Raw genomic sequence first — 14,779 nt, forward strand, 5'->3', positions numbered from 1 at the left:
AGTCCTGGCACAGAGTCCTTTCTATTTTAGTTACCACTTTTAATAGATCGGACTTCTGTGTTTTTATGTAGCAAAAAATAGGGTGGAAGGAAGTGTTTTTCTTCCATTAACCCTATTTATTATAGAATCTTTTTAAATCAAGTTAAGCTTTTTTTAAATATAATTTTTCAGTTTATATGGAATGTATTTTTAATTTGGATGATCTTTCGAAATATATCTTTCTCGTATATGGGGAAAAGAATCAGTTATATTTTTTTAGACCAATATTTTAGTTTTTTGATATACTATTTAAAAAGGAGTGAACTTATGGTATCGATATTAGTTGTTGAAGATGATACTCAAATTAGCAAAATGTTAGTAGAAGCATTAACAATTGAAGGATATTCAGTGACTCCTGCTTACTCAGGGAGCGAAGGTCAACTTTTATTCGAGCAATCAAGTTTTGATCTAATACTATTAGATTTAATGTTACCAGGCCTCTCTGGTTTAGACCTACTCAAAATAATTCGCCGGGAAAAATCCATTCCGGTGATTGTTATTTCAGCTAAAGAACAAGTTGATGATAAGGTAGAAATTTTACAAGCTGGAGCAGATGACTACTTGGTGAAGCCATTTGATCTTAAAGAGTTAAAAGCTCGTATTCAAGTATGCCTTAAACGCTATCAAACTAGTTTAGAGGAAAAAACATCGAATAAGAGATTGAATTTCGAAGGGTTAATGATTGATTTAGAGACCCAAGCAATTAATTATCAAGGGCAGGAATTAAATTTAACGCCTCAAGAAAGAAGGATCTTAGAATTATTATTAAGTCAACCAAAGAAGGTTTTCTCAAAGCTTGAAATTTATGAATATGCGTGGGGGGCAAATTATTTGGCAGATGATAAGACATTAACCGTTCATGTATCAAATTTACGTAAGAAATTAGACCAAATAAGTAAAAGACCTTGGATTGAAACGGTTTGGGGAATTGGTTTCCGTTTGATTTCGCTGAAAAATAAAAAGTAGTTAAATTGTATTGAATATTTCAATTTCTTTTATTTTCTTTCATGCTTTTATCTTAACCTTTTCTTAGTACTTTCTTTGTTTTTCCTTTGCCATTATATTTTTGAAGGAGTCTATAATATAGATAACAAAGGAGGAAAGATGATGGAAAGCATTCTTAAAAGTGAAAATTTATGTAAAGCGTATAACAATCAGTTTGCATTGAATAATGTCAGTATGAATGTTCAATCGGGTGATATCTATGGTTTGATTGGTCGTAATGGAGCTGGAAAAACAACCTTAATGAAGATCATTAATCGTCAGATTCTACCGACTAGTGGAAAGGTTTGGATTCAAGACCAAGAAATGGCTAAAAATGACCATTTTCAAGTAAGAATTGGCACTTTAATTGAGGCGCCAGGACTTTATATGGGGCTCACAGCTGGGCAAAACCTGGAACTAAAATGTAAATTGTATGGAATTCGCCGTGACAATTATATAGAAGAATTATTGAATTTAGTAGGCTTACCCATTAGTCAAGTTAAGAAAAAGAAAGTTAAAAAATTTTCATTGGGTATGAAACAGCGATTAGGTCTTGCTTTAGCTTTAGTAGGAGATCCGGATCTTTTGTTGTTAGATGAACCTACCAACGGAATGGATCCGCAGGGAATTAGTGAGTTCCGCGAGACGATTCTTAAATTGAATAGCGAGCGTCATATTACGGTTGTGATATCTAGTCATATTTTGGGTGAATTGGCGAAACTCACGACTCGAATTGGTATTATTAATGAAGGTACCTTATTAAAAGAAGCAGATATGGAGGAATTAAATCAGATTAATCAAGATTTTATTCGGATTAAGGGTGGCGATCAGGCTCAAATAATGGCACATTTACAAGAAAAATTAGATCTTCAGCAAATTAAGCAAGTGAGCGATTCTGAACTGCGTGTATATGAACACTTAGATAATCCGTCAGTCATTAGCCATGAATTAATTCGCTCAGGCATTCTTTTTGAACAATTGGTAGTTGAGCGAGCGAGCTTAGAAGATTATTTTATCCGCTTAACAGGAGGTCACAACAATGGTTAATTTTATTCGCTTTGATTCCTATAAGTTGTTGCACATGAAGGCTACTTGGATTACGTTATTGATCCTTTCGTTGATATTCTCTTTACTAACTTATGGCGGCTATGTAACAACACACAAATCTTACGAAGACTATCAACTATCAATGACTTCGAAAGAAACCAATGAAGAAGGCAATTTTAAGTTAGAAATAAAATCGATGCAAGAAGGAGAAATTTTAACAGAGGAAGAGTACGAAACAAGTATTCAAGAAGAAAAAAAAGCCTATCGTTTTTCCGATAGTCTAATTGCTAATTACAGTTTGAGCCTTCTTTTTGTTTATATACTTTCAGCTGTTTTTATTGAAAGTGATTTTTCTTCTGGCTATTTAAAAAATATGTTAGCTATTAAAGGGGCGAAATGGAAATGGATGACTTCTAAATTATTTGTCGCCTTGTTAATATTCTTCATATTTCAAGTTGTTTGTATTGCTTTTTCAGTTCTAATGGCCGGTGTGACAGGTCAATTAGAGTTGCCTATTTATTGGCAAGATCATTTAGCTTTACTATTGCCACAAGCTCTTATGTACCTTATTATTATGTCGGTGACAGTAACCTTAAGTTTATTGCTACAAAGTAAAGTGGCAATCATTGTCTTAGCTTGCCTAGTGGGAACAGGTTTTCACAATCAAATCATTGGATTTATAGGGGATATTGTTGGTTTGGATCTTACAAAACAATTATTCTCCAATAAGCTAATGTCAATGGGCCCAAATTATTCAGAGCAAGCCATGTCAGTGGTAAGTATGGGTGTTGTATACCTATTGGTACTTTATCTCTTGAATAGGTGGTATATTTATCGAATAGACTTTAAGTTTGAACATTAGAGCATAGAAAGTAGGGACCGTCAATGATATATTTTTTATTGATTTTGATAATTCTAGCTATAGTTGGTTATCATTATTACTATCGGCTCCAAGTTTCTGATTTGACGAAGCAATTAAAAGTTATCAGTAAATCCCCTACCAATCAATTACTGACACAAGAGATCTTTTCATCAGAAATGAATGAACTTGTTAAAAGGATAAACTTGGCATTAATTAAAGAAAGAAATATATATCGAGAATTACAAATTGAGCAACGTTCAAAGCAAGAATTAATGATTAATCTTTCCCATGATGTGAGGACACCTTTGACCTCACTCATGGGTTATCTTCAATTAATGGAAACCAGCGAGGATGAGAACGACAAGCAGCGTTATTTTCAAATTATCTATCAAAGAATTGATCATTTAAAAGATTTGTTGGATCGGCTTTTCTTATTAGAGAGGTTGCAAGATACAGAATTTGAGTACAAGAACGAAATAGTGAACTTAAATGAAATTATTACTCAGCATGTTTTGTCTTTCTATGATCAGTTGAAAACAGCTAATATTGAAGTTGAACTTGACTTATCGGACGGTAGTTTTTTAATTACATCGGATGTCAGACTGCTGAACCACGCGCTAGATAATTTAGTAAAAAATGTATTAGATCATGGCAAGGATTATTTAAAAATCAAATTGTCGGGCCATAAAATTGAGGAAGAATTAACAAATCTTAAGCATGAAGACTTAATAAATCAAACAAAACGAGAGGTCTTACCAGGTAATGCAAATGTCGTAAGAATTATTTATTGTAATCGACTTTCACATCCAATTAATGAAGATCCTAATACTTGGTTGAATCGCTTCTATCAAGCTAAAAACAAGCAGTCGAAAACAAAACAAAATACAGGTTTAGGCCTAAATATAATTAAAATAGTCATTGAGAAATTAGGCGGTCAAATTTATTTGGAAACAAAAGGGTCTGATATATTGATAAATCTCTATCTTCCAATCTAATTAGCGAATGATTTCATGGAAAAATGGAAGAGCATAAAACTTGACCATTCTTGACCTAATCCGTTATACTATTGAAGTAAATTGAAAGGCTCAGATTAAAGGGAGGATATAGAATGAATTTAGTACCCACAGTAATAGAACAAACATCACGTGGTGAACGCGCTTATGATATTTATTCGCGCTTGTTAAAAGATCGAATTATTATGTTATCAGGTCCAGTGGATGACCACATGGCTAACTCAGTCATTGCCCAATTATTATTTTTAGATGCTCAAGATCCTGAGAAGGATATCTACCTTTATATCAATTCACCAGGAGGTAGTGTTACGGCTGGTTTGGCCATCTATGATACCATGAACTTTATCAAAGCGGACGTCCAAACGATCGTGATTGGATTAGCTGCATCAATGGGATCCGTCCTATTAGCAGCAGGAACCAAAGGCAAGCGCTTTGCCTTACCGAACGCTGAAGTAATGATTCATCAGCCTTTAGGTGGTGCTCAAGGCCAAGCCACTGAAATTGAAATTGCTGCACGCCATATTTTGAAGACGAGAACGCGCTTAAATGAAATTTTAAGTGAAGCGACTGGTCAACCTATTGAAGTGATTGAAAAGGATACCGACCGAGATAATTTTATGACGGCTGAAGAAGCGAAAGCTTATGGCTTAGTGGACGAAGTGATGGCCAATCGTAAGGATAAAAAGACTAAGAAAGATAAGTAATAAAAGGAAATATCCGTATCTTTTAAGTACTAGCAATGCGCTGGTACTTTTTTTGTGCCCTTAGATGAAGGCAGCATTGCATAATTTAAAAATACATGCTAAACTTATAATTAGATATTTAGCTAATTATCGAAATAAAAAGATGAGGAGGTGAACATTTGAGTGTTCAACTGCTTTTTAAAGCTTTAAGTGATCCCAATCGACGTAAAATTTTAGAATTACTCAGACCCGGCCCTTTAACTGCTGGGGAAATTGTCCGTCAATTTGAATCGGCAGGTTCTACTATTTCTAAACATCTCTCTATTTTAAAACAGGCTGATTTAGTGATTGATAAAAGAGAGGGACAGTTTATTTATTATGAATTAAATAGTTCCGTTTTAGATGGAGTCATTCAATGGTTAATGAATTTAGAAAAATAAAGGAGAGGATTTTATGACTAAAAACTTAACGAGGCATTACTATAAAAACTGGGTTCTTGTTTGTGTTTCTATTATTCTAGCGGGCTATTTCTTTATAAAAGCACCCGAAGTGATTCCTACACACTTTGATTTGGCAGGGAATGCTGATAATTATGGTCCTAAAATAAATCTTTTTAAGTTTCCTGCATTATTGGCTGGACTGAATCTTTTAGTAGAAGTATTGAAACGCATTGATCCAAAACGCGAAAATTATCGACGTTTTGAAAAGCATTTTTATTTAATCATTTTTGCTATGAATATTTATTTACTTAGCAGTCAAATAATTATAGGTGCCTATGGTTTAAACTGGCTCAACCAGATTCCTTCCTATTTAGAAGGAAGTTTAGGGCTACTATTTATTGTTTTAGGGAATTATATGCCAAAAATTAAATTTAATTATTTTATGGGCATACGTACCCCTTGGACATTAGCTGATGAAAAGGTGTGGTATCTTACCCACCGTTTAGCTGGAAAAATATTTGTTGTAATGGGAATCCTTATTTTATTAACCGTCTTCTTGCCGTTGACTATTAAAGAATGGAGTGTTCCTTTGATCACGTTAGGTGGCACTATGAGTGTAGTTGGAGCTTCCTATTGGTTGTATCGCAAACAACATCTTTAATGATTTTTTTATTTATGATAAGCAATCTAAATGTATGTTTTCATCATTTAGATTGTTTGTTTTTTGAACAAAGTCGAATGGAGTTACTATCGATAGTAATTAATGGGGTAAGATTAGCTTAGAAGATGAAGCAGTAGATTTCAAAGGACATAAAGCGCCCAGATTAAGAAAGTATATCCATTGTAATTTAAACCATGCAGTGTTAGAATGTTTTATGAAGAAAGATGAATAGCTTTTCTTCTTTTTATAAAACAAGGTCATTCAGCGACCAACAGGAGGCTTGGAATGGATTTGATTGATGAATTAGGTACAGTGGTACCAGAACTTGGTGAGATGTTAGACATTCGTCTTAATGTTTTAAAAGCTTTATCTAAGCATCAACTACGAATTGGTCGTAAAGCGTTAGCCAAACAAATTCATTTGTCCGAGCGAACTTTGAGAACTAATTTACAAGTATTGCGTGATCAAAGTCTGGTAGATGTAAGTCGTGCGGGGATACGTATTACGGATGAAGGACAAAGAGTAGGCCATCTCATTCAGCAGTTACGGATGGGGCAGGACCGTTTACCGGAATACGAAGCAGCCTTAGCTAAAGAATTAAATATACAAAACTGCTGGGTAGTAGCTGGCGATGTAGATAGCGACTTTACAGTTTTTCAAATGCTTGCTGAAGCAGTTCAAACGATTCTAGGACAAGAATTACCGCAAGAAGCGGTTGTAGCTGTTACGGGAGGGTCCACTTTGGCTAATATGGGTCAACATTTTACTAAGGAACTATCGCAAAACAGACAATTATCCTTTGTGCCTAGCCGTGGTGGTATGGAAGGTTCTTTTCATATTCAATCTAATACGGTAGCTGGAATAATGGCTCATGAGACCCAAGCTGACTATGTTCCCTTGTATATTCCAGATCGTTTAACTGATCAGTTGAGTCAAGAGATTGTTAAGGATCCAACCATTAAAAAAGCGCTTGATTTAAGTCGATCAGCGGACTGTCTTTTATTAAGTGTGGGAGCTGCTCAAGTAATGTCAAAGCGAAGAAAACTAACTCCGCCACAAGAAAGAATACTTCTCGAAGGTCAAGCGGTAGGAGAAGCATTTGGCATTTTTTATGATGCAGAGGGAAAGGTTGTTTTTTCCATCCCTCGCTTAGGCTTACAACTTGAAGATGTCATTAAGTTTCCGTTATTATTAACCATAGTAGCAGGCCAACAAAAAGCACCTGCTACCCGAGCTTTCTACAAGATGATGCCAAAACAAACCTGGCTCATTTGTGATAAAAGTCTCGCTAAAGCTGTTTTAAATGGGGTTACCCAATTTAAATAAAATATCCTAAGGGGGAAATTATCAATATGTCAACAAAAATCGCAATCAATGGTTTCGGTCGTATTGGACGTTTAGCATTACGTCGTATTTTAGAAAAGGATTCAGATTTAGAAGTTGTTGCAATTAATGATTTAACAGATAACGAAGATTTAGCTTATTTATTAAAATATGACTCAGCGCAAGGTCGTTTTCCATACTCTGTCGAAGCTAAAGGTGATGTGATTGTTGTAGATGGTAAAGAGATTAAAGCCTTTGCTGAGCCAGATGCAGCGAAGTTACCATGGAAAGATTTAGGGGTTGAATTCGTCTTAGAATGTACTGGTTTTTACAATTCAGCAGAAAAGGCTCAAGCCCATATCGATGCAGGTGCTAAGCGTGTCCTAATCTCAGCACCCGCTAAGTCAGCTGAAACGAAGACAATTGTTTATGGTGTAAACCACGAAGTTCTAACAGCTGATGATGTGATTGTTTCAGCAGCTTCATGTACAACTAACTGCTTAGCTCCAATGGTCAATGTTTTACATAAAGAATTTGGTCTAAAATCTGCCCAAATGGTAACGGTTCATGCTTATACAGCAACTCAAAAATTACAAGATTCGCCAGGCGGACGTAAAAACCGTGCAGGAGCATTTTCAATTATTCCTGCTTCCACTGGAGCTGCTAAAGCAATCGGAAAAGTAATTCCTGAATTGAATGGTAAAATTGACGGTGCAGCTTTACGAGTTCCAACAATCACTGGTTCTTTAACTGAAGTATATGCAGTCTTAGACAAAGAAGTAACAGCTGAGGAAGTTAACGCAGCGATGAAGAAATATGAATCAGATGCTTTTGTCTATGAAGAAGATGAAATTGTTTCTGCAGACATTATTGGTTATCCAGCAGGATCTGTTTTTGATTCAACACTTACAAAAGTAATGGGTGAAGGTGACGATCAAATCGTTATGGCAGCCTCTTGGTATGATAATGAGTACGGCTTTACAGCGAACATGATTTCAACCTTAGAATATTTTGTTGAATTAAATTAATAAGACCCACACTAGCGGGGAAGCAAACGCGCTTCTCCGTTTTTTTCATAAAGGAGGAAGAAGAATGGCTAAAAAAACTATTAGAGACTTAAACCTTAAAAACAAAACCGTATTAGTGCGTGTCGATTTTAACGTTCCGATGGATGGTAATAAGATTACAGACGATAATCGAATTGTAGCTGCTCTAGATACGATAAAGTATTTAATTGAGCATCAAGCCAAGGTTGTTTTATTTTCACATCTAGGTAAGATCAAATCGGCAGAGGATTTGGATAAAGCAGATCGTAACTTAAATCCTGTAGCAAATCGTTTATCTGAATTATTAGGACAAGAGGTTGTTTTTATTGATGAAACACGTGGCGAAAAATTAGAATTAGCGGTTAAAAATTTGCAAGAGGGTCAAGTATTGTTAGTTCAAAACACACGGTTTGAAGATGTAGAAGGGAAAAAGGAATCTGGGAATGATCCAGAACTTGGCAAGTATTGGGCAAGTCTAGGGGATCTATTTGTTAATGATGCATTTGGAACCGCACATCGTTCTCATGCATCGAATGTTGGTATTGCAGCGCATTTAGATTCAGCGGTCGGCTTCTTAATGGAAAAAGAAGTGAAATTCTTGAAAGAAGCGGTAGATCAGCCGGAACGTCCTTTTGTTGCTATATTAGGGGGAGCAAAAGTTTCTGATAAGATTAAAGTTATTGAGAATTTGTTAGATCGAGCTGATAAAGTAATTATCGGTGGAGGTATGGCGTATACCTTTTTCAAGGCAAAAGGCCTCGAAATTGGACAATCCATTTGTGAACCAGATCGCATCGAACTCGCTAAAGAAATTATGGAAAAAGCAGGCGATAAATTAGTGTTACCGGTTGATAATGTTGTGGCTAAAGAATTTAACAAGGATGCCGAAACTAAAGTGGTAGCTTCTGAAGAAATTCCTACAGACTACATGGGGATGGATATAGGGCCTCAGACAGTTGATTTGTTTGCTGAAACTTTAGCTGGCGCCAAAACTGTAGTGTGGAATGGGCCAATGGGTGTTTTTGAAATGGAAAAATTTGCACAGGGAACGATGGGAGTTTGTCAAGCCATTGCTAATTTAGAGAGTGCGACCACTATTGTAGGTGGAGGAGATTCTGCTGCAGCTGTTACTCAATTGGGTTATGAAGATAAGTTCACGCATATTTCTACCGGTGGAGGAGCCTCCTTATCTTATCTTGAGGGAGCCGAATTACCAGGCGTGGAGTCCATTGATAATCTATAATTAGAAAAGGAGAAAAATATGTCACGAAAACAAATTATTGCCGGAAACTGGAAAATGAATAAAACAGCTAAAGAATCACGTGGTTTTATTGAAAATGTCAAATTAGATATCCCTTCAAATGATTTAGTGGATGCAGTGATCGGAGCACCTGCTGTTTTCTTAGAAGCTATGACCGAAGCTGTACAGGGAACTGATTTACAAGTAGCTGCGCAAAATTGTTTTTGGGAAGATGAAGGCGCTTTTACGGGCGAAATCAGTCCCAAAACGCTAGCGGCTTTAGGTGTAGATTATGTGATCATTGGACATTCTGAGCGTCGTCAATATTTTCATGAAAGCAATGAAGAAATTAATCAAAAAGCTCATGCTATCTTTCGTAATGGAATGAAGCCGATTATTTGTTGCGGAGAAACGCTCGAAACCTACGAAGCAGGAAATGCTGAGGAATTTGTAGGCCAACAAATAACGGCAGCTTTAAAAGATTTAACGGAAGGTCAAGTACAATCATTGGTAATTGCGTATGAACCAATTTGGGCAATTGGGACGGGTAAATCAGCAACAAAAGATGATGCCCAAAAGATGTGTTATGCGATTCGTCAAGTAGTAGCAGAAAACTTTAACCAAGAGGTAGCTGATCAAGTACGTATTCAATATGGCGGGTCAGTTAAATCTGATAATATTGCAGAGTACCTAGCTTGTCCAGATGTAGACGGAGCATTAGTAGGCGGAGCGAGCCTACAACCTGAATCATTCTTAGCTTTATTGGAGGCGGTTAAATAATGGGAAAAGCACCTATTGCTTTAATTATTTTAGATGGCTTTGGTATTCGCGAGGAGACTTATGGGAATGCCGTTAAGGCGGCGCATAAACCCAACTTTGATCGTTATTGGCAGCAATTTCCCCATCAACAACTCAGAGCAGAAGGGGAAAATGTTGGTTTACCAGAAGGTCAAATGGGGAATTCTGAAGTAGGACATATGAATATTGGGGCTGGAAGAATTGTCTATCAATCCTTGACGCGAATAAATAAGTCCATTCAAGAGGGTAGTATAAAAAAGATTCCTGAACTCACTAAGGCCATCGAGCACGCTAAGCAAAATAATGGAGCATTGCATTTAATGGGCTTACTTTCTGACGGTGGGGTTCATTCACATATCAATCATCTCTTCGGTTTAATTGAGTTAGCTAAAGAAATGGATTTAAACAAAGTGTATATTCACGCTTTTCTAGATGGACGTGATGTTGGACCTCAATCCGGAATAGATTTTATAAGAGATACAGAAAGTTTTATTAAAGAAAAAGGAATTGGTGAAATTGCAACAGTCTCTGGACGCTACTATGCAATGGACCGTGATAAGCGTTGGGACCGCGTTAAATTAGCCTATGATGCCTTAGTTAGTGGCCAAGGACCTCAATATGCCTCTGCTGAAGCAGGAGTTCAGGCTTCTTATGATCAAGAAGTATATGATGAATTTGTTCAACCTTTTGTGGTGGATCCAGAAGGACACATTAAAGAAGGCGATAGCCTTATTTATTATAATTTCCGACCTGATCGTGCGATTCAACTATCAACAGCTTTAAGTAATCCGGCTTTTGACGGCTTTGACACTTCGAATCGACCAGAAAACTTACAATTTGTAACATTTACTAAATATTCAAAAGATGTTCTAGCCGAAATCGCTTTCAAGAAAGTTGATTTAGTGAATACGATTGGCGAAGCGATAGCGAAAGCAGGCAAAACGCAGTTACGTATTGCAGAAACTGAGAAGTTTCCTCATGTCACTTTCTTTATGTCAGGTGGCCGTCATGAAACGTTTCCGGGAGAAGAACGTATTTTAATTCCTTCTCCTAAAGTAGCTACTTATGACTTAAAACCTGAAATGTCCGCTTACGAAGTCAAGGACGCATTGATAGATAAAATTAATGAAGATACGATTGATGCAATCATTCTTAATTTTGCTAATCCGGATATGGTTGGTCATTCAGGTATGTTAGAGCCAACCGTTAAAGCTATTGAAGCGGTCGATGAGTGCCTCGGTCAAATTGTCGATTTGATTTTAGAAAAAGAAGGTGTTGCAATCATTACAGCCGATCACGGCAATTCAGATGAAGTCATTACGTTAGAAGGTAAACCTATGACTGCTCATACTACCAATCCTGTACCAGTGATTGTTACGAAAGAAGGAATCTCGTTAAGAGAAGGTGGCATACTATCTGATTTAGCACCTACTATGCTTGACCTTTTAAAAATTGACCAACCAAGTGAGATGACTAGCCAAAGTTTAATTAAGCATTAATGGCAATTCATTGAATTTAATTTACTAAAACAATAGAATAAGATTGAGACGTTTAACCGTTTCAATCCAACAAAAGGAGCGAATAAAATGCCTTATATTACAGATGTTTACGCACGTGAAGTTCTTGACTCAAGAGGAAACCCAACAATTGAAGTAGAAGTTTATACCGAAAGTGGTGCCTTTGGACGCGGAATGGTCCCTTCAGGAGCATCTACTGGAGAACATGAAGCAGTAGAATTACGTGATGGAGATGCAACACGCTATGGTGGCAAAGGAGTTAGCCAAGCCGTTGATAACGTTAACCACTTTTTAGCCGAAGCCTTATTAGGGTTTGATGTATTGCAACAACAAGCTATTGATCAAATGATGATTGAAATGGATGGCACACCGAATAAAGGAAAACTCGGAGCAAACGCTATCTTAGGCGTATCTATTGCTGTGGCACGTGCAGCTGCTGATTATTTAGAAATACCTTTATACCAATACTTAGGTGGATTCAATACCAAAGAGTTACCAGTACCAATGATGAATATTGTTAATGGTGGCTCACACTCGGATGCTCCGATTGCTTTCCAAGAGTTTATGATTTTACCTGTTGGGGCTGAAAACTTTAAAGAAGCGTTACGTTGGGGCGCTGAAGTTTTCCATGCGCTAAAATCAATTCTCAAGGAACGTGGGTTAGAAACATCAGTAGGTGACGAGGGTGGTTTTGCGCCTCGCTTTGAAGGAACGGAAGACGGTGTAGAGACCATTCTTAAAGCGATTGAGAAAGCTGGCTACAAACCCGGTCAAGATATCTTCTTAGGCTTTGACTGTGCCGCTTCAGAATTTTACGTAGAGGGTGTTTATGATTATGCCAAATTTGAAGGAGAAGGCGGTAAAAAACGCTCAGCCCAAGAACAAGTTGACTACCTTGAAGAGTTAGTGAATAAATATCCAATCATTTCCATTGAAGATGGTATGGATGAAAATGACTGGGAGGGTTGGAAGTTACTAACTGAACGTTTAGGTGACAAAGTCCAATTAGTTGGAGATGATCTATTTGTGACCAACACTGAAATTCTTTCACGTGGTATTGAAGAAAGTGTGGGGAATTCCATTTTAATCAAAGTGAATCAAATTGGGACACTAACTGAGACATTTGATGCGATTGAAATGGCTAAGCGTGCAGGGTACACAGCAGTCATTTCTCACCGTTCAGGTGAAACGGAAGACTCCACTATTGCGGATATTGCAGTAGCAACCAATGCGGGTCAAATTAAGACAGGGTCTTTATCACGTACAGACCGTATTGTCAAATATAATCAATTATTGCGGATTGAAGATGAATTAAGTGAATTAGCACAATATAATGGCAAAAAAGTTTTCTATAATTTAAAAGATTTCAAATAAGATTGACAGAATAGATTAAAGCGCTCTCTAAGAATTTAGAGAGCGTTTTTTTGGTTAATAAAGGAGCATTTTATTTTAAAAAACAAACAAAACACTTTATAATTGACGAGTCAACTGTTGATTTATGAAATGAAAGAGGGAGGGTTTGGTGAGTCTAAGAGAAGTAAGTAGATTATTTTATCAATTAAAACTAGTTAACCAGGAGTTAATTAGTAAATTTGAAAAAGAAACGTCATTTAGTATAACGCGCTTTGAATTAATGATGTTTTTAAAAGAGCATGGTCCTTGTTGCCAAACTCGTCTACAAAAGGAATTAAAGATAGATCGTGCAGCTGTTACAAGACATTTAAGAATTCTTGAAGGAAAAAAATATGTGATCCGCAAAAGAAATAAAGAAAATAATCGTGAAGTGCTCGTAACAATTACCGATAAGGCGTTAAATGATTTGAATCGTTGCCAGCAGAGTCATTGTCAATCTGAGCAACAGAGGATTTTACCCCTATCTAAAGATGAAACACAGCGATTGATCGAATTATTAACCAAATTAATACAATAGAAAAGGAGAATAATATGTCCAACCACTTAGTCACTAATAATTTTTCAGAAATTACTTATGGAAGAAAGTCAATTCGTGCTTATGATGAGAAGTATAAAATAAGTCAGGAAGAAATGCTTGAAATGATTCAAGAAGCTACCACAGCTCCTTCATCCGTCAATATGCAACCATGGAGGTTTGTGGTGGTTGAAAGCCAAGAGCAAAAAGCCAAATTAAAACCACTTATTCGTTTTAATACGCTGCAAAATGACACTTCATCTGCTATGATATTAATATTTGGCGATATGCAGTGTTATGAACTCGGTGAAGAAATCTACAATCAAGCAGTCGAGGAAGGTAAAATGCCTGCTGAAACGAGAGATCAACAATTATCTGTCATTATTCCTTATTATAAAAGCTTTTCTAAACAAAAAATGAATGATGTTGTAAAAATTGATTCAAGTTTGGCAGCCATGCAATTAATGTTAGTGGCTCGTTCTCATGGTTATGATACCAATGCAATCGGTGGTTTTGAAGAGGACTTATTGGCTGAAGCTTTCGGTCTCGACAAAGAACGCTATGTACCGGTAATGATCCTATCAATTGGAAAGGCTAAAGATTCTGGTTATCCATCCGTACGCTTAGCCGCTGAAAAAATTACAGAATTTAAATAAGAAACGCTAAAAACTTAAAGAATTTATAAATTAAAGTTAAACGCCTCCTCTAGCGATGCTTATTGGCATCGCTAGAGGAGGCGTTTTAAGTTTTATTATTAACAAGTAATAATTATAAAAATGAAAGATATTAAACGCATTACTGTGATTCTCAACCACGTTTAAAAAATATAGATAATACTATTATTGTTATAAAGTTGAATTGAAGATCGATCTGCTTAGGATCAGATTACATATAGGATAAACATAGAAGTTCAGAAAAATAATACTTGGATATGAACTTTATTGTAAGGCAACCCTTTTAAAAAACTTAGTATAGAAAAGATGTGTAAAACTCCCAACTTATTACATAAATATAAAGGAATGAGGTAGCCATAATTTTTTTACTTTAAATTGATATATAATACAACCTATTTATAAATAAAATAATAATTATATAGCATTTGTTTGACTAAATCAAGCGAATATTATAATATGTTCTTATAGTATTTCTAGAGTTGTCAAACATATGTTACACAAGGTGCTTCTAAATGGGCATGCTTA

Annotated in this window: 15 protein-coding genes; all 15 read left to right on the top strand. The window is 36.2% G+C overall.

The genetic code is table 11. The features are described from left to right. The first annotated feature begins 306 nt into the window (after positions 1 to 306). Entirely contained in the window at positions 307 to 1,005 is a 699-nt protein-coding gene (locus ACQV2T_RS08595; RefSeq protein ID WP_428874445.1) for a response regulator transcription factor, read from the top strand. Positions 1,006 to 1,143: 138 nt separating this feature from the next. Next, positions 1,144 to 2,070, top strand: coding sequence for an ABC transporter ATP-binding protein (locus ACQV2T_RS08600; protein WP_428893545.1), 927 nt, complete (start codon positions 1,144 to 1,146; stop codon positions 2,068 to 2,070). Then, a complete protein-coding gene (locus tag ACQV2T_RS08605) occupies positions 2,063 to 2,932 on the top strand; it encodes a hypothetical protein (RefSeq protein WP_428875449.1) in 870 nt (289 codons plus the stop codon). The genes ACQV2T_RS08600 and ACQV2T_RS08605 overlap by 8 nt, the downstream gene beginning before the upstream one ends. Before the next feature lie 23 nt (positions 2,933 to 2,955). After that, the gene (locus tag ACQV2T_RS08610; protein ID WP_428892052.1) at positions 2,956 to 3,927 is read left to right on the top strand and encodes a sensor histidine kinase; all 972 of its coding nucleotides are present in this window, start codon (positions 2,956 to 2,958) and stop codon (positions 3,925 to 3,927) included. Between the two features lie 113 nt (positions 3,928 to 4,040). Further along, entirely contained in the window at positions 4,041 to 4,649 is a 609-nt protein-coding gene (gene clpP, locus ACQV2T_RS08615) for an ATP-dependent Clp endopeptidase proteolytic subunit ClpP (RefSeq protein WP_428876600.1), read from the top strand. A 158-nt stretch (positions 4,650 to 4,807) separates the two neighbouring features. After that, positions 4,808 to 5,068, top strand: a complete 261-nt coding sequence (locus tag ACQV2T_RS08620; protein WP_428874450.1) for an autorepressor SdpR family transcription factor — start codon at positions 4,808 to 4,810, stop codon at positions 5,066 to 5,068. Between the two features lie 13 nt (positions 5,069 to 5,081). Next, positions 5,082 to 5,729, top strand: a complete 648-nt coding sequence (locus tag ACQV2T_RS08625) for an SdpI family protein (protein WP_428874451.1) — start codon at positions 5,082 to 5,084, stop codon at positions 5,727 to 5,729. 285 nt (positions 5,730 to 6,014) lie between these two features. Beyond that, positions 6,015 to 7,055: a sugar-binding transcriptional regulator gene (locus ACQV2T_RS08630; protein WP_428875455.1), complete on the top strand. Its 1,041-nt coding sequence runs from the start codon at positions 6,015 to 6,017 to the stop codon at positions 7,053 to 7,055. A gap of 26 nt (positions 7,056 to 7,081) precedes the next feature. Next, entirely contained in the window at positions 7,082 to 8,080 is a 999-nt protein-coding gene (gap, locus tag ACQV2T_RS08635) for a type I glyceraldehyde-3-phosphate dehydrogenase (RefSeq protein WP_428874453.1), read from the top strand. A gap of 64 nt (positions 8,081 to 8,144) precedes the next feature. Further along, positions 8,145 to 9,341 (top strand): phosphoglycerate kinase, encoded by a 1,197-nt coding sequence (locus tag ACQV2T_RS08640; RefSeq protein WP_428893546.1) that lies wholly within the window; start codon positions 8,145 to 8,147, stop codon positions 9,339 to 9,341. An 18-nt stretch (positions 9,342 to 9,359) separates the two neighbouring features. Next, positions 9,360 to 10,118 (top strand): triose-phosphate isomerase, encoded by a 759-nt coding sequence (gene tpiA, locus ACQV2T_RS08645; protein WP_428893547.1) that lies wholly within the window; start codon positions 9,360 to 9,362, stop codon positions 10,116 to 10,118. Beyond that, positions 10,118 to 11,635: a 2,3-bisphosphoglycerate-independent phosphoglycerate mutase gene (gene gpmI / locus ACQV2T_RS08650; RefSeq protein ID WP_428874456.1), complete on the top strand. Its 1,518-nt coding sequence runs from the start codon at positions 10,118 to 10,120 to the stop codon at positions 11,633 to 11,635. Before tpiA ends, gpmI begins: the two co-directional genes overlap by 1 nt. Positions 11,636 to 11,722: 87 nt before the next feature. Next, positions 11,723 to 13,027, top strand: a complete 1,305-nt coding sequence (gene eno / locus ACQV2T_RS08655) for a phosphopyruvate hydratase (RefSeq protein ID WP_428893548.1) — start codon at positions 11,723 to 11,725, stop codon at positions 13,025 to 13,027. Positions 13,028 to 13,175: 148 nt separating this feature from the next. Further along, the gene (locus ACQV2T_RS08660; protein WP_428874458.1) at positions 13,176 to 13,583 is read left to right on the top strand and encodes a MarR family winged helix-turn-helix transcriptional regulator; all 408 of its coding nucleotides are present in this window, start codon (positions 13,176 to 13,178) and stop codon (positions 13,581 to 13,583) included. A gap of 14 nt (positions 13,584 to 13,597) precedes the next feature. Beyond that, a complete protein-coding gene (locus tag ACQV2T_RS08665; protein ID WP_428874459.1) occupies positions 13,598 to 14,236 on the top strand; it encodes a nitroreductase family protein in 639 nt (212 codons plus the stop codon). Positions 14,237 to 14,779: the final 543 nt, after the last annotated feature.

The sequence above is a fragment of the Facklamia sp. P13069 genome (assembly GCF_050409405.1).
Classification (GTDB): domain Bacteria; phylum Bacillota; class Bacilli; order Lactobacillales; family Aerococcaceae; genus Facklamia.